Raw genomic sequence first — 21,982 nt, 5'->3', positions numbered from 1 at the left:
CGTGAGGCTATTTCTGCCCATTCTTGTGACTTTCCTCGGCCTGAGCTTATTCCCCTTTTTTAGACCTGAATCCTTACTAATTTTTTTACCGGGTAAGTGCAATCATTTTTTAAATTTTTACAATGTATTGAGAGTCGCCAATGAGATTTTTCATAATCTCAAAGTGAATCTATTTTGAATAAAAATTACAAGTGATTTTCCTCCTTATGGAGGAATAGCCACAATTCAAGAGGGCAATTCTGGCAAAGTCCCTCTATATCGGGTGAAATTTGATGTCTATATGTATAAAATGCGCGTAGATATGGCTAATAACTATTTTGATAATTATTTGGGAACCGCCATTCTCTGGCGCTAAATCGGATGCGATAAGAGACGGGAGATGGGAGATGGGAGATTGACTCCGAAGATTAATCCTGGGCTAAAAACATTTATCTCTGGTGGAACGGGCAGGAGGCTTGCCCAAGGAGAACAGTGCCTGATGTCAGTTATAACTGAATCTCAGGCACTGTTCTCAATCAGACCCAATCAACCTGGTAACAGCGATGAAAAATCTCAGATATCAGGTCGATCGCGCAGCAAGAAACCAAGTGGAGGATGCCAAGAGTGTAAGATGTCAGTTATCACGAATACTTTCTGTTGGCGATTGCCCGACGGCACAGAAAATTGAAAATTATGACAGCCAATTGCTGATTCTGGTGGCTTCATGTTATAGTGGTTTTCCAAGAATTAAATTCGGTTGCGTAGTTTGTTGGTGTTTATTTACAAGCGTCTCTCCGAATCTAAGTCTCTGCACCCTAATGATTCTGGAGATTTTATGTCGATTTACGTGGGTAATCTTTCATATGAGGTAACATCAGACGACCTCAACGAAGTATTTGCCGAGTACGGTACTGTAAGCCGCGTCCAAGTGCCAGTGGACCGGGAAACAGGCAGGATGCGGGGTTTTGCTTTTGTGGAAATGGCAAGCGAGGCAGAAGAAGCAGCAGCCATCGCAGCTCTAGACGGTGCTGAATGGATGGGCCGCGACTTGAAAGTCAACAAAGCCAAACCTCGCGAAGACAACAAACGCTCATCGGGTGGCGGCGGCTGGGGCGACAAAGATCGCTCTTCACGCGGACGCTACTAAACTTTGAGACTGAAAATTTGAGTTGTGGTAGTTGACGGCAGGTGCGAATGCTGCTTCTTTTTCTGGTGGTTCGATCGACCCATCACATAAAACTCCCAAACCTCTAAATCAGTTTTGCCCCCTCCTTCGAGGGGGCTTTGTTTTTGGCGAAAAATCCCGCGAGGTACGTCGGCGGTGCAGTTCCCTGTCTCGTTCGTAATTCAGTACCCTCTTAACTGCTTTTTTAAGAGGCTGTCGGGATTTCGCGGCTCGACTCCTGTAAACTATCAAACTAGAATTAAGCAGCAAGAAAAGTTAGAATAACGGCAAAACTGAATATTGCCAAGAACAGCCAAACTATCTTTACCGAAGATTAGTCGAGAAAACCAGCCGAATATCAGCCAATATCTTGATTTTGCCTCAATAAAGATGTCCAAGGTCTACAGCACGGCGGAACTCATTAAAATCCTCGAAGAAGAGCGCCAAGCCTGCTTGCATGGGCGGCGTCTCAATTTGACTGAAACTCCTGCTACAGGCAACCCCGTGATTGACCGCTTTCTCAAATCTGAGGGAGTTCAGAAGTTCACTGCTTATCAAAATTTTAAGGCTGCCGTGCACGAATACCAGCGGGAACATCAAGTTTCTGGGATTGTCTGGCGGGAAATCGCGGTTAAAGGCAATACTCTACGCTATCCGGCAGTGGATGACGAATTAATAGCTCTACCGGTTGATTTGATCACGCTGAAGGCAGCTAAGATTTCTATGTTGGAATTCTGGCAGCAGGTAACTGCCGGGATGGATTTGTATTTAAGCATTAACAGCGGGAAGGATTTTCGATCAATCGAGCCGGTTGATGTAGAGGCTATAGCCCAGCGCACAGAATGGGCCAGTCTCTCGAAGTGGGAAAAGTTGGATTTTCTAGAAATTTTGTTGCAGTTGGGCTGGGGGAAGCCGGAGGAAGCTTATTATAAGCGGGGATGGCCGACCTCGGGCAGCGAGTACATTCACGCCGTAAAACCCGGACAGCGGCCGATTTGTTAATTGGTAATTAGTAATTTGTTTGTAGTCAGGACTTTATTCCTGATTTGACTTGTTAAACGTTAAACCCACAATCCGGCAGGGAATGAATTCCCTGCCTCAAAGCTAAAGTCCTCGCTATGAGGACTGAGATAGGACTTACGCATTAACAACGTAACTAAGTCCTTCTGAGTCCTGAGCATTGCGAAGGAACTGAAGAATCTCAAAGCCTTGCAACACCATCTAGAGTGCGTAATTCCTGTTAAACTCCTTAGTCCTCATAGCGAGGACTTTAGCTATTAGCCTGGGAATTCATTCCCAGGCGGAATTAACAACTGACATCTGACAAAGCATCAAGCCAAACCACTGATTTGGATCTGTCCAAACCTGCACTGGCCTTAAACCACGCTGCGAAAGTTCTTTTTTTACAGTATTGAGATTAAACTTGCGCGATATTTCGCTGCGGATAGTTTCTCCCGCTGCAAATTCAATTGTTAAATTGAGAGAACGCAACTGCACTGTTTGTACTTTTTTACTTTTTAAGTGCATTTCAATTTGACATTCCTCTTGATTGTAAAAAGCCCAATGCTCGAACTGCGCTAAATCAAAATTTCCCTCATATTTTCGATTTAAATGCCGCAGCATATTTAAGTTAAATGCTGCCGTTACTCCTTGACTGTCATCGTAGGCAGGCTCTAAAATATCCTTCGATTTGTCCAAATCAATTCCCAGCAAAAAATACTCTCCCGGCTGCAATGCACCGACAACTTGCGAGAAGAACAAATCGCATTCTTGAGCGTTGAGATTGCCGAGGGTACTGCCGAGAAAGCAAATCATTCGGGTTGGCAACGGTGACGGTGCAATTTTAGCTAAGGCTAATTCGTATGTGCTGACAAGTCCGTGAATCTGGAGCGACGGATAATCTGCCAACAGTTGACAAGCGCTGCTTTCTAGGATAGTAGGACTGATGTCGATCGGCAAATAGTGCAGGGGATATTCCAGTTGACTGTAAGCATCAAGGAGAATCCGAGTTTTGGTGGAACTACCGCTGCCGAGTTCGACGATTTCGCAGGGGCCAGTTAAATTGGCGATCGCCCCCGCGCACCCCTGCAAAATTGCCGTCTCAGTGCGCGTCAAGTAGTATTCCGGCAACTGGCAAATCAACTCGAACAGGTTTGAGCCGCGATCGTCGTAGAAATACTTGGGAGGCAGGGATTTGGGGGTTTGAGTCAACCCGCTAACTACATCGCTGCCAGCATTGATTTCTGCGGGTGTCAGTGCCGCAGCGCTCACCAGTCGCTCTAAGTGCAGTCGGTTTTCTTTCGTTGAGGCTGAGTTTGTCGTGTCGGACAGTCTTGGGGATTTCATAAAGTAATTTTTAGATGCACATATCGGTATAGCACGCAGTCGCGTTGCCAAATATCGCGCTCAAGTCAGATTTTTCATACCGATCTCGGTTCTGTATTTTCTCACCGGATGGCGATCGCATCCACAATTAAAACTTAAAATTTATCCACAAAAATTATTGAATACTTAACCAAACTTGTTTTCTTTGAGCTTGTTACATGGAAAAAAGTTGGGCATTTCGCAAACAAATTTTTTCCCAATTTCCTCTCCAGTCATTTATCTGATGTTCGTCAAATAAGCTTTGTAATGCAATTATTAAGGAATTTGTTCATCGGAAAAGTCGGATGACTAAATTCCTTAATACGAACAAATTTGATAGTAGTTATAATTACCTAGCAAACTACTTAGCGCAGCGAAAACCAGCAATAATTTGCCGCACGCCCGGATAATACCAATTCCGAAATGTCGAGCGCAGTGCCTGCGGAAAAGTCGCCCAACTACCCCCTTTCAAAACCCGGTGTTCTCCATCAAAATAAACTTGAGAATATCCCCTGTAAGGGTAACTTTCAAATCCCGGATAGGCGTCAAAGGTTGAAGCAGTCCACTCCCAAACATTCCCTAACATATCATAGCAGCCGATCGCGCTTGCTCCTTTGGGAAAGGCATCAACTGGCGAGGTATTGGCAATATTATTGCCGTGATTGCACAGGCTGCCATTTGGCGGTTCTTCTCCCCAAGGATAGATGCGATATGTTTGATTTTTGGCATCCCAACTCGCAGCTTTTTCCCATTCTGCTTCCGATGGCAAACGCTTGCCAACAAAGTTGCAGTAAGCTTCGGCTTCGTACCAACTCACGCCGCAGACTGGATGGTTGTTGAAAGCTGGATTTTCTGACCAGTAAAGCGGTTGAAAGACGGCTTCGCCTTGCAGCCATTTCCAGCCGTCCGCTGACCACCAATCAGGGTTTTGATACCCGCCGGATTCCATGAAATCTCGGTATTGACGGCAAGTGACGGGATAGCGATCGATCGAGTATTCTTCTAAATAACACAGGTGGCGCGATCGCTCGTTATCCAAAGCCTCCGCAGCATCGCTTCCCATGTAAAATTCTCCGCCCGGAATTTCAATCGCCGGGGAATCGGTAATTGGTAATTGGTAATCGGCAATTAATCTTTCCCCTTTCTTATTCCTTCTATCCGTTACGTCCCGAAAATCCGTTAAATCCGTTGCCGAACTTCCTTCTTCCTTCTTCCTGTGCATTTGCAACACGAAAGCAACAGTTTCGCAGTGCTGGCTTTCGTGCTGAATAATAAACCGCCAGAGACGTTCTTGCTTGTCGATCGGCGCTACTTCCAAATAATCTAACACCTTTTTTCTCACCGCGTCCAGATATAATTCAACTTCAGGTAACGTCGGCAGAAAAACCCGTTGTTTTTTCGGCAAAATATCAGCAGCAAACAGTTGGTGATACTGAGGCAAGACAGGTTCCAAGCCAGCACATCGCTGCAACAGCCACAAATCTTCAGTATAAGCAATATGACCTAAGTGCCAGCCAACAGGACTGAAATCAGGATGAGCTTGGCGGCAAAAAGTATCGTAGTCGATGTCTGTAAATAGCTTGAAAGTGCCGCGGCGACACTGCTGCAAATCGCGATAAATTGCCTCTCTACAAGATTGGATAGATTTGGATATCACGATCTACTCCGGTACTGATAATGCTCTGGACTGGACACGAGTGCCAATTGCCAGCAAATAAAGGTTCAGAAGCAATGATTACAGAATTTGGGAAATTTAAATCGTCTCGCAGCCAATAGAGGGAAGGAGGGGTTTTTTGGGAAGCAAAGCGAGAGGCAACGAGCTGGTGTCCGTCGCTGATAATTATATTAGCTGAAAATTCTACTTGGTGAAAGTTTGCTAGCTCTGCCAAAGTTTTCAGCGAGTTTCGCAAAGCAGCTTCTAGAGTTAGATTGGCTGCTGTCAATTCATTGACAAACAAGCCGAAGATATGCTCTGAATCTGTAGTACCGTTAATTGATTGATAAATGGTATCGGTGAGCCGATCGCGAATTGGTCTGTAAAGAGTTTGCCGAAAATTCTTCACGAAGCCGTTGTGTACGAACAGCAGGCGATCGTTCTGAAACGGCTGACAGTTGCTCAAATCTACAGCTTGTCCTGAAGTTGCACTGCGAACATATCCGATCGCGCATCCAGATTCAACGTATCGACTGATACTCGGAAGGTTAACGTCGCTCCAAATTGGCTGTACATTTTTATAAGTAAACGGGTCAGTATCTAAGTGCGGGTGATACCAACCAATACCAAAACCGTCAGCATTGAGTAGACCCGAAGTCATTTCGCGGGGATCGTAACTCTGCACAATTAGGGAATGTTCCGGCTTGTACAGAATAGCATCGAGTAAAATCGGCTCCCCGAGGTAGCCAAGCAAACGGCACATAAAATTTTTGCAGCAATGTGATTAGCATTGTAAGTCAATAGCCGAAAAATTGCCCGATCGCCCATCTTCAGCGCTGGAAGGTTTTTTGTAGCCCGCTGCCAGCATCGCAGTACAAACGATACAGTTAAGGTAGAACCCCTGCAACACAAGGAGACTCTTGAATGTTCATCGACGAACTCATCCCAATGGCGAAAGAATTGATCGAACAGCCGATCGCCTTCGCGGGCGGATTTTTATCTGGCCTGCTTCGACTCAACCTTCACGAAGATCCCGTTAAAAGCTGGATCGACGAGCAAGCTGGTTCAACTTCCTACACTACTCCCCCAGCCGAACCCACCAACGGTAAAAGCACGGGGCCTCAGTCAATCTCGATCGACTAAGGAAAAGCAGTAACATCCTCCCAACGCCAAACTGATTACAGTTATGGCGTGGGCTTCCAAACTTCACAGTTTGGCTTTTCGCGTTTTTCCCTCACGGGATTTCCACACTTGGCGAGACTGAATTTCTCAGTGCCCGCTAGAAAGTCTGCACAGACACTTTCGATTCCCGTATAGCCTTTCTCAGATAGATGAAGTACAATAACAGCAGTCTGTCAACCAGTTCCAAATATCTTGCTTAGAAAGTTTACGGAATGCAAACTCTATCGCCTTTCCTAATTATTGATAATTTGTTGTGTCGATCACACTGAAAATATTTTTAAGTTTTGACCATAAATTCTCACGCTTATGATAAATCGGGCGAAGGGGGCGACAAGTATATTACTTTCGCCCTTTTTCTTGATTACTTTCTTTACTTATTTTGCCGATTTTTAGGGACATTCTCCATCACTAACACAGCATTTATCCATATTTTAGGTACGGGAGCATAAAAGCCTCAAATATAATTGTATCATTTTCCTTCTTAAATTAACTTGTATTATAAGTTTGTTGACCGTTATATATAGTTTTTGGGACATTTTTTTACAAATTTGTTCTTTTTTTACTCGCAAGTTAACTGTATGGATATAGTTAAGAAAGAAGTTATTCAATAGCTAAATTATTTTTATTTTCAATCGGCGCTAAAATCATCAGTTCTTCTGCCTTAATTTTGCAGAGTCGCCTAAATTAGCTCGCCGATCAATAGTTGTGGTTTCAGGAGCCTGTTTCAGGGATTTTTTTTGACAAAAGTGAAAACTCCCAAAAAACAGTCAGCTATGGATTTTTATGAGATTGCTTCGGGAATAATCAACCTCCATCATTTCTGGTCTAAAATCAAGATAATAAGCTTTCAGTGCTAATAATGTATGATGTTTTCGATGCTTGGTGAACAAAAGTGATGTCAATGGATGTGGGTTCCCCTCCACTTCTGGTGAGGCTGTGACTCTTGAGCGAATTATAGTTCATTTATCTTATATTGTATATTTTACCGTTATGAATACCTCAGCAATATGATACCTCATCTGTGTGACAAAGCCTATATCTGTGCACTCCGAAATTAATTAAAATCCTACCACTTTTTATAGTTGGCGTGGGCCGGCCTGGTTTGTGTAACGCCAGGTTTTAACCTGTAGAATAAAGGGGTTTATAAAAATGAATTCAGGGTGATGACAACCAAAAAGCTACCGTAACTGCCTCGTCACCCAAAATCGATAGCGACTTTCAGGCTCAGGATTTACTCATAAATTAATTGCTAATTTTAAAAGGTAAAATCTCAAATGTCAAATTTTAATAGGTACTTGAACTACCTGAGAAAAGCTATAATATACAATATCTGTTCATGAGTGCAGCGAGGATAACTGTAGGAGAAGGAAACCGAAATAGTATGTTGAGAAAAATGAATTTACAAACCAGACTTATCAGTGCATTTCTGATGATGGGAGTGTTAGTATTTTGCGTTGCCTGGGTAGGATGGAACTCAACATCTAATCTCAGTCAACACATAGAAACTCTCGGTAAAAATAACTTACCGAGTATTGAAGCATTATTGAAAATTAACGAGGGACAAACCCAAATTGAGTCATCCGAGAGAGCGCTAATTAATCCGGCGCTCAGTCAAGCAGAAAGGCAAGAGGCATTAAATAGAATGGACAAGGCTTGGCAGCAGATTAAAGATGGGTTTAAAGCATACGAAGTCATTCCACGTATCTCAGAGGAAGATGCACTCTATCAACAAATGCTTAAGTATTGGCAGGAGTGGCAGCAGGAAGATCAAGAACTGCTGCGAATCAATCAAGAATTTGAGAAACTGGGAATTTTGAATCCTTTGGGTTTGCAGCTAACCCTAATTAATCAGGGTAAAAGTAAGTCGCCCGAAATGGCAAGAGCCAAGACAGCTAGTAACCTCTTGAATAAACTTAGTCAGCAATCTAAGGTAATTCGCCTTAAATTTATAATTTCAGAAAAAGCCACTTTAGCAGTAGTTGACTCCAATAGAAAGCAAGCAGATAAAGCTTATGACACCGCCCAAAATGATAGTAGGAATACTCAAGTAGCTGTATTTTTGGGGATGACAGTTGGACCGCTAACAGCGATTGGTTTAGGAATAGCTTTAAGCATAGCGATCGCCAAACCTTTAGATAAAGCGCTGAAAGGTATTATTAATATGATTGTCAGTTCTTCTACCGAGATCGCTGCTACAATTGAGCAACAAGAAAGTATTGCTGTACAACAAGCTGCTTCTGTTAATCAAACAACTACCACAATGGATGAATTGGGCGCATCATCGAGGCAATCAGCTATGCAAGCCGAATCAGCCCTTGAAAATGCCAGTAATGTCTTAAATATGGCAGCAGAAGGCAGTAAAGTAGTGCATAAAACCCAGCAGGGAATGTTGAGTTTGACTGAAAAAGTCGGAGCGATCGCCGATCAAGTTTTACATTTGAGCCAGCAAACCAATCAGATTGCTAATATTACCAATTTAGTCAGCGATTTGGCTAATCAAACTAATATGCTGGCAATTAACGCTACAGTGGAAGCAGTACGCAGCGGAGAACAAGGAAAGGGGTTTGGGGTGGTGGCGACGGAAATTCGCCGACTCGCAGATCAAAGCAAAAAATCGTCGGATCAGATTAATGATTTGATAAACAGTATTAAGAATTCCATTAATAAAACAGTGATGGTAACAGATGAGGGCAAAAAAACTTTAGATAATAGCCTAAAATTGACTGAAGGTACGGCGGATAATTTTAACAATGTTGCCAATGCTATTAACAGTGTAGTTGTGAGCAGTCAGCAAATTTATCTGAATACCAAACAGCAGGCGATCGCTATTGAGCAAGTGGTAGATGCGATGAATGTTCTGAATAAAGGAGCAACGGAAACAGCCAGCGGTATTACCCAAAGTCGAATTGGCACTCAAACACTTAACAAAGCTGCTTTAAATCTCACATCCTTAGTTTAAGTGAGAAAAGTAATATCCTAAACCGGGGATTAAAGAGATGGAGAGAAAATTAGTCCCATTCCTCATTTCCAATTTGCAATTCCAAATTTTGCCCAAGGATTGAAGGTGACATCTCCCTGTTTAGGAAAGGGCTGGGGAGAGGTGAAGTAGGTTTCCTCAAAGGGCTGTCTAGATGTGTATAGCCATTCTCAAGTGAATGAGGTACAGATTTAAATTGTAGATTAAAGAATGGAAGAAGTGGGGAATTGGTAATTAACTGCCAACTACCTCACGAAAGTTGAGAACCGGTATATCAACGCTCGCGCTCCAAAGCAACCTAATATATTAGACTTTGTTAGTCGCTTTGTTTCGGAAGATGCTTGGTGATTCGTCGCCCACCCATCAGTGATCTGATTAAAATCAAATATTGTTCAGGGGTAGGAGTCCTCGCCGCCCCAAAACTCATATTCTCACTCATCCGCAGGGCGAGTGAGAATATGAGTTTTGATTAAGCTAACTATTGCAGCCAGTACCAAGGGTTGGTCAGTGCGGCAAACCCTTTTAGTCATAGTCGATCGCCCAGTTGTATGCCAGATAGCACTTGACAGTTAAATTAAAAGGTTATTATGTATAGCACAACAAGTTCAGTTCGATCGACATGACTATCTACATTGGAAATCTGTCTTACCGCGCCACCGAAGAAGACCTGAAAGCAGTATTTGCAGAATACGGCACAGTCAAGCGAGTTGTCTTGCCTACCGACAGGGAAACCGGTCGGATGCGCGGTTTTGCATTTGTTGAGATGATGGAGGATGCCCAAGAAGACGCTGCAATTGCCGAATTAGACGGTGCAGAGTGGATGGGGCGCCCCTTGCGAGTGAACAAAGCTAAACCGAAAGAAGAGGCAAATCGAGGCGCAGGTTTCAAGAGAAACGACGGATATTAGTCGGCGATGCGGCGGTTGACATCCTCTCGAAACCCACCTGATGCACCAGTGCGCCACTAGCGCCGAATTGCTAGCAGCAGTTGATTTTGGGGATGCAATGTCAAATCCGCTGCACAAAAACATCGATTCTTTGTGGGCTGCACTTGATCCATAATTTTTTGAGAAAGACAGAATTTATGCACGCTAATCTAGAAACCCGATTTCTTCCGCGATACCTTGCTGCTAAAAGCAAAATTTATCAGGAGAAACCGGGTTGATGAGCGTTAGTCTTAGAAAGAGTAAACTCGCCCTTTTTCATCAATATAAACTGACCGGTCTTGCCTAGTGCGGGGGTCTGATCTGGTGATGCGAACCGTCACAATGTTTGTCTGCGAGTCAACGTTATAGTCGTATTTCAAAGTTGTGCTTCCTCCTGTGGCATTAATGGGAATATTGGCAATATCGCCGGTGCGATTGCTAATACGAACAATGATGTTTTTGCTGGTTCCGACGGGCAAGGATGACAAGTTGGCACCTGATTGACCGTATTCTAGGTTTAATCCTGTTTCATTTAACAGTCTGAGGGTTATGTTGCGAGTATTGTCAACCTGCGCTTGAGGTTGCCAGAATCCGGGTTTTTTGCCACCGTCAGCTGCAGGTTGAGATAATGCTGGGTGAGGATGCAGAAAGGCCAGGGCGGCAAGTATTGCTGCGGTTGCAATAATTTTTGATTTCACGGTTTGTACCTCCGGGTCAAGAGTTGGTGATATTTCTATCCTAGCTTTAAAATCGGATGTTAGTGGAAGGAAGTTCGGCAACGGATTATTTAACGGATGTAACGGATGTAAAGGATGTAAAGGATAGAAGGAAGAAGGAAGTTCGGCAACGGATTATTTAACGGATGTAACGGAGGTAACGGATGTAAAGGATAGAAGGAAGAAGGAAGAAGCAGTAAAAGCAATAAAAGCAAGAACTTCACCAATTAAAAACGTCCTCACTATCTGGGCGGTTGCTATATAATTAGAAACCGGGTTTCTGTAGTTGTTAATATTCCTGGACGCACGGGTTGTCTAGAAATCCGATTTCTGAGCGGGTGGCTGCTTGCCAAAGCTATGATTTAGAGTAGAAACCGGATTTCTGGGGTCAAGGGAGTCGGGAAGTGGTTAATTGTTAATTATCGATCGAGCGGCTTCTAGCAGGAGGCGCTGTTCGGCGCGGACGATCGCCCTGGAAGTTTGTTCTGCAGCATCGACATTGACCGAAATAGACGAAATTCCCCACCGCACGAAGGATTCAACTGTATCGGGATACAATGCGGGAGCGTCGCCGCAGATTGAGCAAGGAATGCCGGCGGCCCGGGCCTGTTTGATTAATTGTTCGATCGCCCTCATCACTGCTCGATCGCGCCCGTTGAAAGCACCTGCTACCTGGTCGGAGTGGCGGTGAATGCCTAACAGCAATTGGGTTAAATCGTTGGTGCCGATGGAAATTCCTTGAACTCCTGCTTTTACATAATCGGGCAATAAAAATAACACCGAAGGAACTTCCGCCATAATCCACAGTTGAAAGTCGTCTGAGCGGTTTTTCCAAACTGTTTCTAAGCGCTGGCGGCAGTAGATAAACTCGTCAACTGAGCGCACGAAAGGCAAAATTAAATTAACATTTGTATGGCCTGACTCGCAGACTTTTTGAAGTACGCCGAGTTCCCAATCAAATAATTCCGGTTCAAAGGTATAACTGAAACTGCCGTGGGCGCCTGACTCGCGCAAATCGAGAGAACGATAAAATATTGGCCGCGGCGAAACGGCAGCAGCAAATAAGCTGAGGCAATCCGCCATGCGATCGACAAATTCCGATTGGCGGCCGTCTTGTAGCCAAACTTTGGGGTTTTGACAGTCCAAAGCTTCTAATGCCATTAATTCCGATCGCAGCAATCCAATGCCGTCTATTGGCAGATTTTTGAGGCGGTCGATCGAACTTGTTTGGCTGACATTAACTAGCAGTTGAGTCGCCGTTGGTGGGCCCCAAACATATTGAGTAGACTCAGATTGTCGAGATTTAGGCGCCCAATTGGACGATCGATCGGAGGTAGAAGATTGGTGCTTGGCTATTGACATTTTGGCTGCTGTACTGTATATTGCTTGATTTTTTGCTGTGTCCCGAAGTCGGCCGCTGTCTCCTGTCTCGATCGCATCGTGTTGGGCGAGGGCAAAAACTTCTCCGCTATCGCCGTCTACCAAAACCGAATCGCCCGAGGCGATCGCCCGAGTGGCTCCGGCCACTCCCACAACGGCGGGAATCCCCAATTCTCTCGCTAAAATGGCGCCGTGGCCTGTCATACCTCCTTGTTCCGCCACCACCCCAGCAGCAACCTTCAGCCAAGGCAGCCAATTCGGCTCGATTGTCCGGGCTACTAAAATGCCTCCGGCTAAGAATTCCGCGTTTTCTGGGTGGGAATTAGTCATAACTTGGGCAATTGCTTCGGCTTTTCCTGATGCTGCTGCCACACCTCTGAGTATGACAGGAGTTCGGGCTGGGGCGATCGAGTTTGGCTGCGGGAGGGCGATCGAATTTTCCTTTATCGCCGCGACTTTTTCCGCTTTCACAAGACGAACTTGAGTGAAATAAAACTGCTGTTCGCTGCTGTTTGCTGTCTGGCTTAGCGTCCACTCTAAAATTAAATCGGAGTCAAATTCTGCGATCGCTTTTTTACTCAATTCAATGATTTCTTGCAGTTGCGATTCCTCTAAAACATATTCTGTTTGTGCTTCCTCTCCCAGCGCTAAAACTTGCACGCAACAATCAGCAAAATCAGGAATTATAAATGGAGAATCTGAAATTGGGAAAGCAGCAAACTTGCCCAGCAGCAGTTTTTTTTTCGGTTCACCATCGCCGATTTTGAGATTGTAGGCTAATGTTTTGTAACCGATCCGCTGGAATTTAACCGCGCTTGTTTCCGGCTGCACTTGATAGTAATCGGGGATGGTTTCTCCCCTCGCGAGGGACAATCCCAAACCGCTGGTGGCTTGGATTTCCCACTGTGCACCCGCCTTTGTTTTCACCTCGCCTGCGGCGATCGCTTCTTGAAGTGGCTGCACCAAAACTGCGGGATTGATTTGCTGTACCCGCAGGCCGCACCGCTGCCAGTAAAATAGACTTCGGGCTCTGAACATTTCTGCCCAAGCTCGTTTGAGTCCGTCCCCAATGGCTTCGGCTTCTGCCCGTACTGCCTGAGATTCCAGAATGCCGACTGTTTTCGGGTTCCAGGAAGTCAGGGAAGGGCGAAAAATTAAGGCTGTGGAGTTTAAGTTTGACTGTGAGTTGAGTTGACTAACAGCAGACTCTAGGGTGGAGAGCAGTGAATCTGGCAGTTTGCCGGCGAGGATTTGGTGGCGGATGCTGCGGGCGATCGATTGCAGTTGTCTGGGTTCATCGACATTCAAGTGCAGGGAAGAGTGTGGCCAGTCAGCAAACAGCGGTTCTAGGCACTCGATCGACTCTAAAAACTGCCAGAATGTGGTAGCTGGCACGACAAAACCCGGTACAACGGGATGATTTTTCTGGAGCAAACAGCTCAAGTAAAATGCTTTTTCTCCCACTGCATCTCTGTCTGAAGGTTGAATTTTGTCTAACCAGTAGAGGTTTTTCACGCTGCGAGCCTGTCGGTGGAAACTGATTGAAGTTGAAAGTTTTTCCCATTAATCACTTACGACAATTTTAGGATGAACAAGCGACAATGGACGGGATTGGTCAAATCTTTTCTCAATCTATTTCTTAAGTCTAACTGTCCTCTTTGTCAGCGACCGGCCGCCGGAGAGTTTTGTTTGTACTGTCACAAGCAACTTCAGCGATGTCAGTTAAGCGATTCCGGTCGATTTTGGAATTCTGAGCAGCGTGTTTTTGTGTGGGGTGAGTATGGCGGGGCTCTCAAACGCGCGATCGCAGCTTTGAAATATGACGGCAATCCGCAATTAGCCAAACCTCTAGGCGGCTGGCTGGCAGAAGCTTGGCTGAGTTTTCCGGAATTAGCTATAGACAATCTAACAGTTGTACCGATTCCCATGCACAAAGAAAAGGTCAAGGAGCGCGGTTTTAACCAAGCGGAACTGTTGGCTGAAAGTTTTTGCGAGCTGACTGGTTTGCCTTTGCAGCGACACGGTTTGGAGCGGGTGAAAAATACTCAGGCTTTATTCGCTCTGACGCCACAGCAGCGCCAAGCAGAAATGAAAAATGCTTTAAGTTTGGGGAAAGATTTTCGTCGTCGCCTCCCGCGCGATCGAGTGCTGTTAGTTGATGATATTTACACTAGCGGTACTACGGTTAAGTCGGCAATTAAAATATTGGAACAGTCGGGAATTTCTGTTTACGGAACTGTGGCAATTGCAACTCCGAATAAGAGCGATCGGTAGGCTATTTTGTCTTTAATTTTAAACAGGTTTGTAGTGAGGAAATGTTATTTCTCAGGATTTGCTAATAAGATTTTTTTGGGAAAACGAACCGCGAAGACGCGAAGTCCGCGAAGGAAGAGAAAGAAGAGAGAGAGTTTAGGCGGAAAGGGGGAATTGGTTGCTGATGTTCCACCGGCTGCCGTCGTGAAGCAGCAAAGTTAATGCCGAAGCGGTAAACTCAAAGTGGAGCGATCGCCCGGAGAATTCCAACCAAGCCGTTTGAAAATTCTCTTTAGTTAAATCGCGAAAGGCTACTGTCATGTGTGGTACAAATGGGCGAGTCTGAGAAACTCGATCAACTATTCCCAAATTTGCCTCCAAATAACTCATCAAATCTTTGTGAATTTCCAGCAATTCGGGTGATTTGACAACATCAGCGTAAATGACGCGGGGCGCGAAAGCAGCAAAACCGGATAGAGTAACGGGAATGGGCAGCCGATTTGCCGAAAACTCCTTCAAACTTTCCTCTAATTTGGGAACATCCTCCGCTAACGAGTGAAAAGGAGGTTGCAGCGTGATGTGCGGCGGCGACTTCAAAGCACTGCGGCTGTTGTAGTGTTCCGCAAAATACTGTTGAATCTCAGTAATGTGCTGTTCAATATCGGGAGGTGGCACGAGGGCAATAAAAAATCGCTTTTTTGACTGGTTCATCGGATAACATCGCAGTTAAGAAAGGATGGTGCAAAATGGAATATAGAGCATTTGCCCTAGATCCCATTGGTGATCACCCATTCCCAATCTAAAATATAAAATCAAAAATCCCAAATAAAAATGCCTTGGTTTGTCAAAATTGAGCAAGGAATTGTCGAAAAGCCTGTCTTTGACCAATACGTGCCAGCTCACAGAGCTTATGTCCGAGAGTTGATTTCTAAAGGACACCGAGCGAAAACTGGCTACTGGGCGCGGCGCGGCGGCGGTATGTTGATGTTTGAGGCGGGTTCGATGGATGAGGCGAAGGCGATCGTCGCTGAAGACCCGCTGGTGAAGAACGGTTGCGTTATTTATGAAATTTATCACTGGTGTGTGGTTGAAGAATAAATAACTGTGTTATACTCATATATGAACTGGACCCACGCGATTCCAACGCCCAAATCTTGTCAGGACCGGAAGGTAGCAGCAACACGGGATGCTTGTAATAGGCGTGGTCTCCGGTTCACCCAGTTTTATGAGGTGTAGCTCCTATGCCTGGTTTCGGAGATATTTTACAAAAAGCAGTTTACCTTGGTGTCGGGCTAGCTTCTTACGCTGGTGAAAAAGCTGGCAGCAAGTTAACTGAATTACGCACTGAAGCCCAAAAGCTGGCAGACGAATTAGTCAAGCGTGGTGAGATGTCAACGGAAGAAGCTCGCCGCTTTGTTGATGACATGGTGCAACAGGCTCAGCAGCAGCCCCCCGTAGCATCGGCTGGGAACGAAAAACCGGCTGAACCTCGGCGGATTGAAATTATTTCTGAGGAAGAAGATGTCTCGGCAAAAGATGCTAAAGAGACAGGCGGCGTAGACAAGCTCCGCGAACAGGTGCAGAATTTACAAGAGGAATTGCGGCGGCTGAAGCGGGATTAAACTCAAAAAAGCTCGCTCAGCAAAGCATGAAGGGAACTCAGATAATACTCTTGAGTTCCCTTTTTGAATATCTCCCCTGTCAGATGTGGACGGATATCAGGCAATAGGTAATAGAATTGAAAGTAGGTGCAAGCACTTCACTTGAGGCTGGCTGCACTTGTCTGTAAAATATTTTGTAATAGCCAACTGTCAAATTCATGGAAGATTGGTCTAAAGATTTTTTTGGAGCAATGGAAAATGCTGTTTCTGAAGTAGAGCATTTTTTCAGCGAAATGGGCGAAGAGTTTGTCGAAATGCTGGACGTTTTGGCAAAAATGTCGGAAGAGTTTACTGAACAAGTACAAAATAATCTGATTAACGACATTGACGGTTATTTCAATGAATTTGACGGTTTATTGAATGAATTTATCGAACCGATAATTGAAATTTGCCGCGACTTCGACCCGCAATTTGATGAGATAGATTTGTCGATGGTGACTTATGTAGACCCTTCGCCGACGCAGCAGCCGGCTTGTCGCGGTTGTCGCAACTATCACGGTCAAGTTTACGGGGGAAATTTGTTGGTTTGTGCGATGCACCCTACTGGTGTGGAATCGGAGAGTTGTGCTGATTGGGAAACAGACGGCGATGCAGATTTTTAATGGCCCAGTTGAGTTGTTGAGGGGTTAATAGCTTATGGTAACGTCAATTCAGTCTCCGTCAAAGATTTCTCTGGAAGAGTTTCTGCTATTGCCAGAGACTAAGCCGGCTAGCGAGTATGTTGACGGTCAAATTTATCAAAAAGCTATGCCCCAAGGAAAACACAGTACGTTACAATTCGAGTTTCCATCTGTTATTAATCGAGTTGGCAAACCGCAGAAGTTAGCTTATGCGTTTCCAGAATTGCGCTGCACTTTTGGGGGACGTTCTCTTGTTCCAGATATTGCCGTGTTTGAGTGGTCGCGCATTCCTATCAATGCTAATGGAGAAATAGAAAATAGGTTTGAAATTGTGCCGGATTGGACAATTGAGATTTTATCGCCGGATCAAAATCCAACTCGGGTCATTAATAATATTTTGTTTTGCTTAAATCACAATGCTAAACTGGGTTGGTTGATTGACCCGGAAGAAAAATTAGTTCTTGTTTTTAAACCGCAGCAGCAACCAGAGGCGAAGGAGAATCAGGACATTTTACCTGTGCTCGATGTGCTGTCGGGTTTGCAAATGTCGGCGGCGGATTTGTTTGGGCTGTTAAGTTTCGATCGCCCGTGAGTTACAGTTGAGTATAGGGAATTTTGCATCTAACCACATTTAAAGGTGAATCGCTCAACGGCTAATAATTCGCAATTTGGGTTTCCGAAAATGCCGCCATCGCTGCAATTGCGACAGTATCAGCGAGTGGCGGTTGCTAATTGGTTTGCGAATCAGGGACGCGGTACACTGAAGATGGCGACGGGTAGCGGCAAGACGATTACTGCGCTGGCGATCGCCACTGAATTATACAATAAAATTAACCTGCAAGTCCTGCTCGTAATTTGCCCTTACTGCCACCTGGTGAATCAGTGGGCGCGCGAATCCGAGAAATTTGGTTTAAAACCTATTTTGGCTTTTGATAGCGCCCGCAGTTGGCAAAACAAGCTGGCTGCGGGTTTGTATGAAGTGCGATCGGGCGAGCGAGCATTTCTCACCATCATCACTACCAATGCTACCTTAATGGGAGATAGTTTGCGATCGCAACTGCGCTATTTCCCAGAAAAAACCCTGATTATTGGAGACGAAGTTCACAACTTAGGCGCGCCCCGTTTAGGAGAAAGTTTGCCGCGCAATATTGGACTGCGACTCGCCCTTTCCGCCACCCCAGAAAGGCATTTCGACGAACAGGGAACCGAAGCTATTTTAGATTATTTCGGCCCTGTTTTGCAGCCGGAACTCACCTTAGCCGACGCCATCCGCCAAAAAGCATTAGTACATTATTTATACTATCCAATTTTAGTAGAATTGACCGAAGCCGAAACCCGCAAGTATTCCCGCTTAACTCAAAAGATTGGCTGGGCGCTTTGGGGCGATGAAAAAGTAGAAGAAAACGATGCTTTAACGACTTTATTGATGCAGCGAGCCCGGTTGATTGGAGCGGCGGCTAATAAATTAACAGCTTTGCGAGAATTAATGATTCACCGTCTCGACACAGCCCATACTTTATTTTACTGCGGCGACGGTGCGATCGAAGGAAGTGCGCGCCGAAATAACAACCGCCAACTAACAGAAACCGCGAAGTTATTGGGTTCAGAATTAGGCTACCGAGTTAACACTTATACTGCGGCAACTCCTTTAGCAGAAAGAGAACGATTGCGCCAGCAATTTGAGAGTGGAGAATTGCAAGGTTTGGTAGCAATTCGGTGTTTGGATGAAGGCGTGGATATTCCGGCAATTCGCAATGCTGTAATTTTAGCAAGCAGCAGCAATCCGCGCCAGTTTATTCAGCGCCGGGGACGAATTTTGCGGCCGCATCCGGGGAAGGAAAGGGCAACTTTATTTGACATGATAGTTTTGCCTCCTGATTTGGGCAGAGAAACCTTAGAAGTCGAGCGCAATTTGCTGCGAAAAGAGTTGAAGCGGTTCTTGGAATTTGCCGATTTAGCCGACAATGCTGGGGAAGCTAGAGTCAAATTGTTGCAACTTCAGAAGCGTTACGGGCTATTAGACATTTGACATTTATTAAGGTTCGGTTTATGTTTGAGAATAGAGAATTATTTGAGCGCAGTTTGAGTTGCTAGTTTTTAATATTTGAAAAAAAAATGACTGAAAATCTGAATGAAAATCTGATTATGGCATTTAGATATGAAGATAGTGCGATCGCAGCCTTACCGACAAGCATTTTAGCAGAAAAACGTTCTTCTTATCAAACTCATCAGGAATTCAGCGACGTACAGCAACCTATTACTAGCGCGCCGCCGGAAGTCCGACAAATTATTGAGCGGGTATTGGAAATTGAAAAAGATAAGTTGTACATGAGAGCTCCCCGCCACATTAACGATGACATTTTAAAAATCATTAAGGAAGCAATTGTATGAAGTTAATCTCAATTACTCTGTGCAACTTTCGTCAATTTTACGGCAAAAGCCCCGAAATTAGACTAGCTTGGGGCGGGCAAAATATTACAGTAATTCACGGTAATAACGGCGCTGGAAAAACGGCTTTAATGAATGCCTTTACGTGGGTACTTTACGGACAATTTAGCGCGGCTTTTGCGGCAGAAGAACAATTAGTAAACAAGCGCGCTCTGGCCGAGGCGGAAATGGGAAAAGCCGTAGGTTGTTGGGCGGAAATTGTGTTTGAACACGACAGCACGCGCTACCAAGCAAAACGCATCTGTCGTGCTTATAAAAGTGAAAATACTGTAGAACATGGCAAGGCTGAATTGTTTCTGAGTGTAGCCAAAGATAACGGTCTGTGGCTGAAGCCGGATCAGCATCCCGATGATATTATCGGGCGGATTTTGCCGGAAAGTTTACATAAATATTTCTTTTTTGATGGGGAGCGAATCGAGCAGATTGTCCGCTATGACAAGAAGGCAGAAATTGCGGAAGCTACTAAGGAGTTGCTGGGGGTAGAAGTGTTGAATCGCTCGATCCGGCATTTAGGAGAAGCGAAAAAATCTCTAGAGACAGATTTAAATATAATTGGGAATGCTGAAACGAAGAAACTTTTAAAAGACAAGCAAAAGATTGAGCAAGAAGCTGAGCAACTTGCGAGCAGACAAGTAGAAATCGAGCGGGAATTGGCGAACCAAGGGGAGTTAAAAAAAGCAGTTAATGGTAATTTGTTGGAACTTAGCGGTGCGGCCGATTTGCAAAAGTTGCGAGACGAATTGGAAATGCAGAAAAGTTTATTTAAGCAACAAATTGCACAAGCTACAGATGCTCTCAAACGCTCAATTTCTATGCGAGGTTACGGGGTATTTCTGTCAGATGCGGCGGCTGAATTTCAAGTGATTGTCGGGGGTTTACGAGAAAAAGGCGAGTTGCTTTCGGGGATTCAGCGGCCGTTTTTGGAAGAGTTATTAGCGCAGCAGCGGTGTATCTGCGGTGCGGAATTAGTGGAGGGTTCTGAATCTCGCCAACAGGTTAGCGGTTGGATGGATAAGGCGGGTGTTGGGGATGTGGAAGAAACAACTATTCGGATTAGCGATCGAGTAAATGAAATTGATAGACAAGTAACTGATTTTTGGGAGGAAATTGACCGACAGCAAGGCAATATCAGCCGTGACAGAACCGAACTTTCTCGGGTGGAAAATCAGCTAGACGATATTCACAACAAGCTGCGAAATTTTCCTGACGGCGATGTCAGCCGCTTACAAAAGCGCTTGGATGAAATTGAGGCAAAAATTGGCGATTTGCACCGCGAAACAGGCTCTAACCAGCAGCAGATTGAGAGTTTGAAGGCGTCGATCGCGAATCTGGACAAGCAAATCGACAAGCAGCAACTGAATGAGCAAAGGCAAGTATTAGCCCAGCGCCGGATTGCTGCGACTCAGGATGCGATCGATCGCCTAACTGAAGTGCGATCGCGCTTAGAAAAACAGTTTTGTTCTCAGTTGGAAAAGCGAGTGCAAGATATTTTTAGTCAAATTTCTTTTACTCCTTACATCCCCAAGTTGAGCGATAAATACGAACTGACGCTAGTAGAAAACACGTCGGGCAAAGAATCTTTGGTTGCCGCTTCTACGGGAGAAAATCAAATTCTCAGTTTATCGTTTATCGGCGGGATTATTGAGGGCGTGCGGGAGTGGAGTCAAAAGAATACTTTGATGGGCCCGGATAGCAGTACGTTTCCAATTGTGATGGATTCTCCCTTTGGCAGTTTGGACGAGATTTATCGCAAGCAAATTGCAAATAAACTGCCGAAGTTGGCGAATCAATTGGTAGTTTTGGTAACAAAAACTCAGTGGCGCGGAGAAGTTGCTCAAGAGATGGAAAGTTGCATCGGCAGGGAATACGTGCTGGTGTACAATTCTCCGAAAGCTGATTGTGAAGAAGATGCGATCGAACTGGGCGGGACGCGCTATCCTTTAGTTAGGCGCAGTCCAAATGAATTTGAATATACAGAAATTGTAGAGGTGGATTATGGCTTCTAATTCGGCAATTACGCAGGTTTTGGAAACGGATATTTGGGTGAAGGCGACGTGGGAAGAGTTTCTAAATTTTGCTGAGGATTCAGCATGGGAAAAGGGCAAGTTTTATTATTATCAAGGACACATGAGGGTAGAAATGTCACCAGTAGGACCATTGCACGCGCGTCATAATTCAATCATCCCGTATGTAGTTATTCTGTTTGCTACATTGAGAAATATCCGAGTAGTTCAATTTGCTAATGGCAGTTTTAGGAAATCAGGTATTCGCGAGTTTCAACCTGATTTAGCTTACTACATCGGTTCAGATTTGAGAGTTCCTCCTAATGACAGCAATTCACCTGTTGATTTGGATGAATACGATCCGCCTAATTTGGTAATAGAAATTGGTGCATCTTCTTTTAACGATGATTTAGGCAGCAAGCGGTTGCTTTACGAAAATGCAGGAATTAGTGAATATTGGGTTGAACGTGCAAACACGCGGGAGGTTTTTGCGTTTGCGATTAATGGCGGAGGTAGCCGGAGAATTCAAGAGTCGCGGGTTTTACCTGGGCTGGAAATCCGGTTAGTTGAGGAAGCTTTGAATCGGAGTCAAACGCAAGATGATGGGGAAATTAATCGCTGGTTAATTCAAACTTTTAGTCAAGGTTGAAGGGAG

Annotated in this window: 21 protein-coding genes and 1 other RNA gene; 15 read left to right on the top strand and 7 right to left on the bottom strand. The window is 44.9% G+C overall.

Annotation, left to right across the window (positions count from 1 at the left end; translation table 11 throughout):
* Positions 1-552: 552 nt before the first annotated feature.
* Positions 553-705 carry a hypothetical protein gene (locus QUA25_RS19785; RefSeq protein ID WP_333040727.1) on the bottom strand — a complete coding sequence of 51 codons (153 nt, stop codon included), beginning with the start codon at positions 703-705 and terminating at the stop codon, positions 553-555.
* A 109-nt stretch (positions 706-814) separates the two neighbouring features.
* Between QUA25_RS19785 and QUA25_RS19780 the strand changes: the two genes are divergently transcribed.
* Complete coding sequence (locus QUA25_RS19780; protein WP_333040726.1) at positions 815-1,126, top strand: RNA-binding protein; 312 nt, start codon at positions 815-817, stop codon at positions 1,124-1,126.
* Positions 1,127-1,534: 408 nt separating this feature from the next.
* Positions 1,535-2,146 (top strand): hypothetical protein, encoded by a 612-nt coding sequence (locus QUA25_RS19775; protein WP_333040725.1) that lies wholly within the window; start codon positions 1,535-1,537, stop codon positions 2,144-2,146.
* 288 nt (positions 2,147-2,434) lie between these two features.
* Here the strand turns inward: QUA25_RS19775 and egtD are convergent, their stop codons facing one another.
* From egtD to egtC, 3 genes are all read right to left on the bottom strand, one after another.
* Positions 2,435-3,490 (bottom strand): L-histidine N(alpha)-methyltransferase, encoded by a 1,056-nt coding sequence (egtD, locus tag QUA25_RS19770; protein WP_333040724.1) that lies wholly within the window; start codon positions 3,488-3,490, stop codon positions 2,435-2,437.
* Positions 3,491-3,869: 379 nt separating this feature from the next.
* Entirely contained in the window at positions 3,870-5,165 is a 1,296-nt protein-coding gene (locus QUA25_RS19765) for an ergothioneine biosynthesis protein EgtB (RefSeq protein WP_333040723.1), read from the bottom strand.
* Positions 5,137-5,925 (bottom strand): ergothioneine biosynthesis protein EgtC, encoded by a 789-nt coding sequence (gene egtC / locus QUA25_RS19760; RefSeq protein ID WP_333040722.1) that lies wholly within the window; start codon positions 5,923-5,925, stop codon positions 5,137-5,139. The genes QUA25_RS19765 and egtC overlap by 29 nt, the downstream gene beginning before the upstream one ends.
* Positions 5,926-6,086: 161 nt before the next feature.
* Here egtC and QUA25_RS19755 point away from each other — a divergent pair, with 161 nt between their 5' ends.
* From QUA25_RS19755 to QUA25_RS19745, 3 genes are all read left to right on the top strand, one after another.
* Positions 6,087-6,305, top strand: coding sequence for a hypothetical protein (locus QUA25_RS19755; protein ID WP_333040721.1), 219 nt, complete (start codon positions 6,087-6,089; stop codon positions 6,303-6,305).
* Between the two features lie 1,432 nt (positions 6,306-7,737).
* Positions 7,738-9,303, top strand: a complete 1,566-nt coding sequence (locus QUA25_RS19750; RefSeq protein ID WP_333040720.1) for a methyl-accepting chemotaxis protein — start codon at positions 7,738-7,740, stop codon at positions 9,301-9,303.
* Between the two features lie 637 nt (positions 9,304-9,940).
* A complete protein-coding gene (locus tag QUA25_RS19745) occupies positions 9,941-10,228 on the top strand; it encodes an RNA-binding protein (protein WP_333040719.1) in 288 nt (95 codons plus the stop codon).
* Between the two features lie 269 nt (positions 10,229-10,497).
* Here the strand turns inward: QUA25_RS19745 and QUA25_RS19740 are convergent, their stop codons facing one another.
* Both QUA25_RS19740 and QUA25_RS19735 read right to left on the bottom strand, forming a co-directional pair.
* On the bottom strand, positions 10,498-10,944 hold the full coding sequence (locus tag QUA25_RS19740; RefSeq protein WP_333040718.1) for a hypothetical protein: 447 nt from the start codon (positions 10,942-10,944) through the stop codon (positions 10,498-10,500).
* Positions 10,945-11,370: 426 nt separating this feature from the next.
* Positions 11,371-13,857: a putative PEP-binding protein gene (locus tag QUA25_RS19735; RefSeq protein ID WP_333040717.1), complete on the bottom strand. Its 2,487-nt coding sequence runs from the start codon at positions 13,855-13,857 to the stop codon at positions 11,371-11,373.
* 72 nt (positions 13,858-13,929) lie between these two features.
* On the opposite strand from QUA25_RS19735, the gene QUA25_RS19730 reads away from it, so the two are divergent.
* Positions 13,930-14,616: a ComF family protein gene (locus tag QUA25_RS19730; RefSeq protein WP_333040715.1), complete on the top strand. Its 687-nt coding sequence runs from the start codon at positions 13,930-13,932 to the stop codon at positions 14,614-14,616.
* 135 nt (positions 14,617-14,751) lie between these two features.
* On the opposite strand, the gene QUA25_RS19725 is transcribed toward QUA25_RS19730, so the two are convergent.
* Positions 14,752-15,306 carry a 2'-5' RNA ligase family protein gene (locus QUA25_RS19725; RefSeq protein WP_333040713.1) on the bottom strand — a complete coding sequence of 185 codons (555 nt, stop codon included), beginning with the start codon at positions 15,304-15,306 and terminating at the stop codon, positions 14,752-14,754.
* Between the two features lie 120 nt (positions 15,307-15,426).
* Between QUA25_RS19725 and QUA25_RS19720 the strand changes: the two genes are divergently transcribed.
* The 9 genes from QUA25_RS19720 (at position 15,427) to QUA25_RS19680 (ending at position 21,976) form a co-directional block, all read left to right on the top strand.
* Positions 15,427-15,693, top strand: coding sequence for a YciI family protein (locus QUA25_RS19720; RefSeq protein ID WP_265234333.1), 267 nt, complete (start codon positions 15,427-15,429; stop codon positions 15,691-15,693).
* 23 nt (positions 15,694-15,716) lie between these two features.
* Positions 15,717-15,813, top strand: an RNA gene (gene ffs / locus QUA25_RS19715) — signal recognition particle sRNA small type.
* A 23-nt stretch (positions 15,814-15,836) separates the two neighbouring features.
* The gene (locus QUA25_RS19710; RefSeq protein ID WP_333040711.1) at positions 15,837-16,217 is read left to right on the top strand and encodes a phasin-related domain-containing protein; all 381 of its coding nucleotides are present in this window, start codon (positions 15,837-15,839) and stop codon (positions 16,215-16,217) included.
* 197 nt (positions 16,218-16,414) lie between these two features.
* Positions 16,415-16,858, top strand: coding sequence for a hypothetical protein (locus QUA25_RS19705; protein ID WP_333040709.1), 444 nt, complete (start codon positions 16,415-16,417; stop codon positions 16,856-16,858).
* 34 nt (positions 16,859-16,892) lie between these two features.
* A complete protein-coding gene (locus tag QUA25_RS19700; RefSeq protein WP_333040707.1) occupies positions 16,893-17,468 on the top strand; it encodes a Uma2 family endonuclease in 576 nt (191 codons plus the stop codon).
* Positions 17,469-17,558: 90 nt separating this feature from the next.
* A complete protein-coding gene (locus tag QUA25_RS19695; protein ID WP_333040731.1) occupies positions 17,559-18,905 on the top strand; it encodes a DNA phosphorothioation system restriction enzyme in 1,347 nt (448 codons plus the stop codon).
* 86 nt (positions 18,906-18,991) lie between these two features.
* A complete protein-coding gene (locus QUA25_RS19690; RefSeq protein WP_333040705.1) occupies positions 18,992-19,267 on the top strand; it encodes a hypothetical protein in 276 nt (91 codons plus the stop codon).
* Complete coding sequence (locus QUA25_RS19685; RefSeq protein ID WP_333040704.1) at positions 19,264-21,330, top strand: AAA family ATPase; 2,067 nt, start codon at positions 19,264-19,266, stop codon at positions 21,328-21,330. The genes QUA25_RS19690 and QUA25_RS19685 overlap by 4 nt, the downstream gene beginning before the upstream one ends.
* Positions 21,320-21,976, top strand: coding sequence for a Uma2 family endonuclease (locus QUA25_RS19680; RefSeq protein ID WP_333040702.1), 657 nt, complete (start codon positions 21,320-21,322; stop codon positions 21,974-21,976). The genes QUA25_RS19685 and QUA25_RS19680 overlap by 11 nt, the downstream gene beginning before the upstream one ends.
* The last annotated feature ends 6 nt before the right edge of the window (positions 21,977-21,982 follow it).

Origin of the sequence: Microcoleus sp. Pol17C6, assembly GCF_036701145.1 — a bacterium.
Classification (GTDB): domain Bacteria; phylum Cyanobacteriota; class Cyanobacteriia; order Cyanobacteriales; family Microcoleaceae; genus Microcoleus.
This window is presented reverse-complemented; position numbering and strand designations above follow the sequence as displayed.

What these genes read in the sequence shown, in the direction of transcription:
- QUA25_RS19710 (WP_333040711.1), top strand. Translation starts at nt 15,837, where the DNA reads ATGCCTGGTTTCGGAGATATTTTACAAAAAGCAGTTTACCTTGGTGTC.
- QUA25_RS19775 (WP_333040725.1), top strand. Translation starts at nt 1,535, where the DNA reads ATGTCCAAGGTCTACAGCACGGCGGAACTCATTAAAATCCTCGAAGAA.
- QUA25_RS19680 (WP_333040702.1), top strand. Translation starts at nt 21,320, where the DNA reads ATGGCTTCTAATTCGGCAATTACGCAGGTTTTGGAAACGGATATTTGG.
- QUA25_RS19705 (WP_333040709.1), top strand. Translation starts at nt 16,415, where the DNA reads ATGGAAGATTGGTCTAAAGATTTTTTTGGAGCAATGGAAAATGCTGTT.
- QUA25_RS19725 (WP_333040713.1), bottom strand. Translation starts at nt 15,306, where the DNA reads ATGAACCAGTCAAAAAAGCGATTTTTTATTGCCCTCGTGCCACCTCCC.
- QUA25_RS19755 (WP_333040721.1), top strand. Translation starts at nt 6,087, where the DNA reads ATGTTCATCGACGAACTCATCCCAATGGCGAAAGAATTGATCGAACAG.
- egtC (WP_333040722.1), bottom strand. Translation starts at nt 5,925, where the DNA reads ATGTGCCGTTTGCTTGGCTACCTCGGGGAGCCGATTTTACTCGATGCT.
- QUA25_RS19690 (WP_333040705.1), top strand. Translation starts at nt 18,992, where the DNA reads ATGACTGAAAATCTGAATGAAAATCTGATTATGGCATTTAGATATGAA.
- QUA25_RS19750 (WP_333040720.1), top strand. Translation starts at nt 7,738, where the DNA reads ATGAATTTACAAACCAGACTTATCAGTGCATTTCTGATGATGGGAGTG.
- QUA25_RS19700 (WP_333040707.1), top strand. Translation starts at nt 16,893, where the DNA reads ATGGTAACGTCAATTCAGTCTCCGTCAAAGATTTCTCTGGAAGAGTTT.
- egtD (WP_333040724.1), bottom strand. Translation starts at nt 3,490, where the DNA reads ATGAAATCCCCAAGACTGTCCGACACGACAAACTCAGCCTCAACGAAA.
- QUA25_RS19785 (WP_333040727.1), bottom strand. Translation starts at nt 705, where the DNA reads ATGAAGCCACCAGAATCAGCAATTGGCTGTCATAATTTTCAATTTTCT.
- QUA25_RS19780 (WP_333040726.1), top strand. Translation starts at nt 815, where the DNA reads ATGTCGATTTACGTGGGTAATCTTTCATATGAGGTAACATCAGACGAC.
- QUA25_RS19745 (WP_333040719.1), top strand. Translation starts at nt 9,941, where the DNA reads ATGACTATCTACATTGGAAATCTGTCTTACCGCGCCACCGAAGAAGAC.
- QUA25_RS19695 (WP_333040731.1), top strand. Translation starts at nt 17,559, where the DNA reads ATGCCGCCATCGCTGCAATTGCGACAGTATCAGCGAGTGGCGGTTGCT.
- QUA25_RS19720 (WP_265234333.1), top strand. Translation starts at nt 15,427, where the DNA reads ATGCCTTGGTTTGTCAAAATTGAGCAAGGAATTGTCGAAAAGCCTGTC.
- QUA25_RS19730 (WP_333040715.1), top strand. Translation starts at nt 13,930, where the DNA reads ATGAACAAGCGACAATGGACGGGATTGGTCAAATCTTTTCTCAATCTA.
- QUA25_RS19685 (WP_333040704.1), top strand. Translation starts at nt 19,264, where the DNA reads ATGAAGTTAATCTCAATTACTCTGTGCAACTTTCGTCAATTTTACGGC.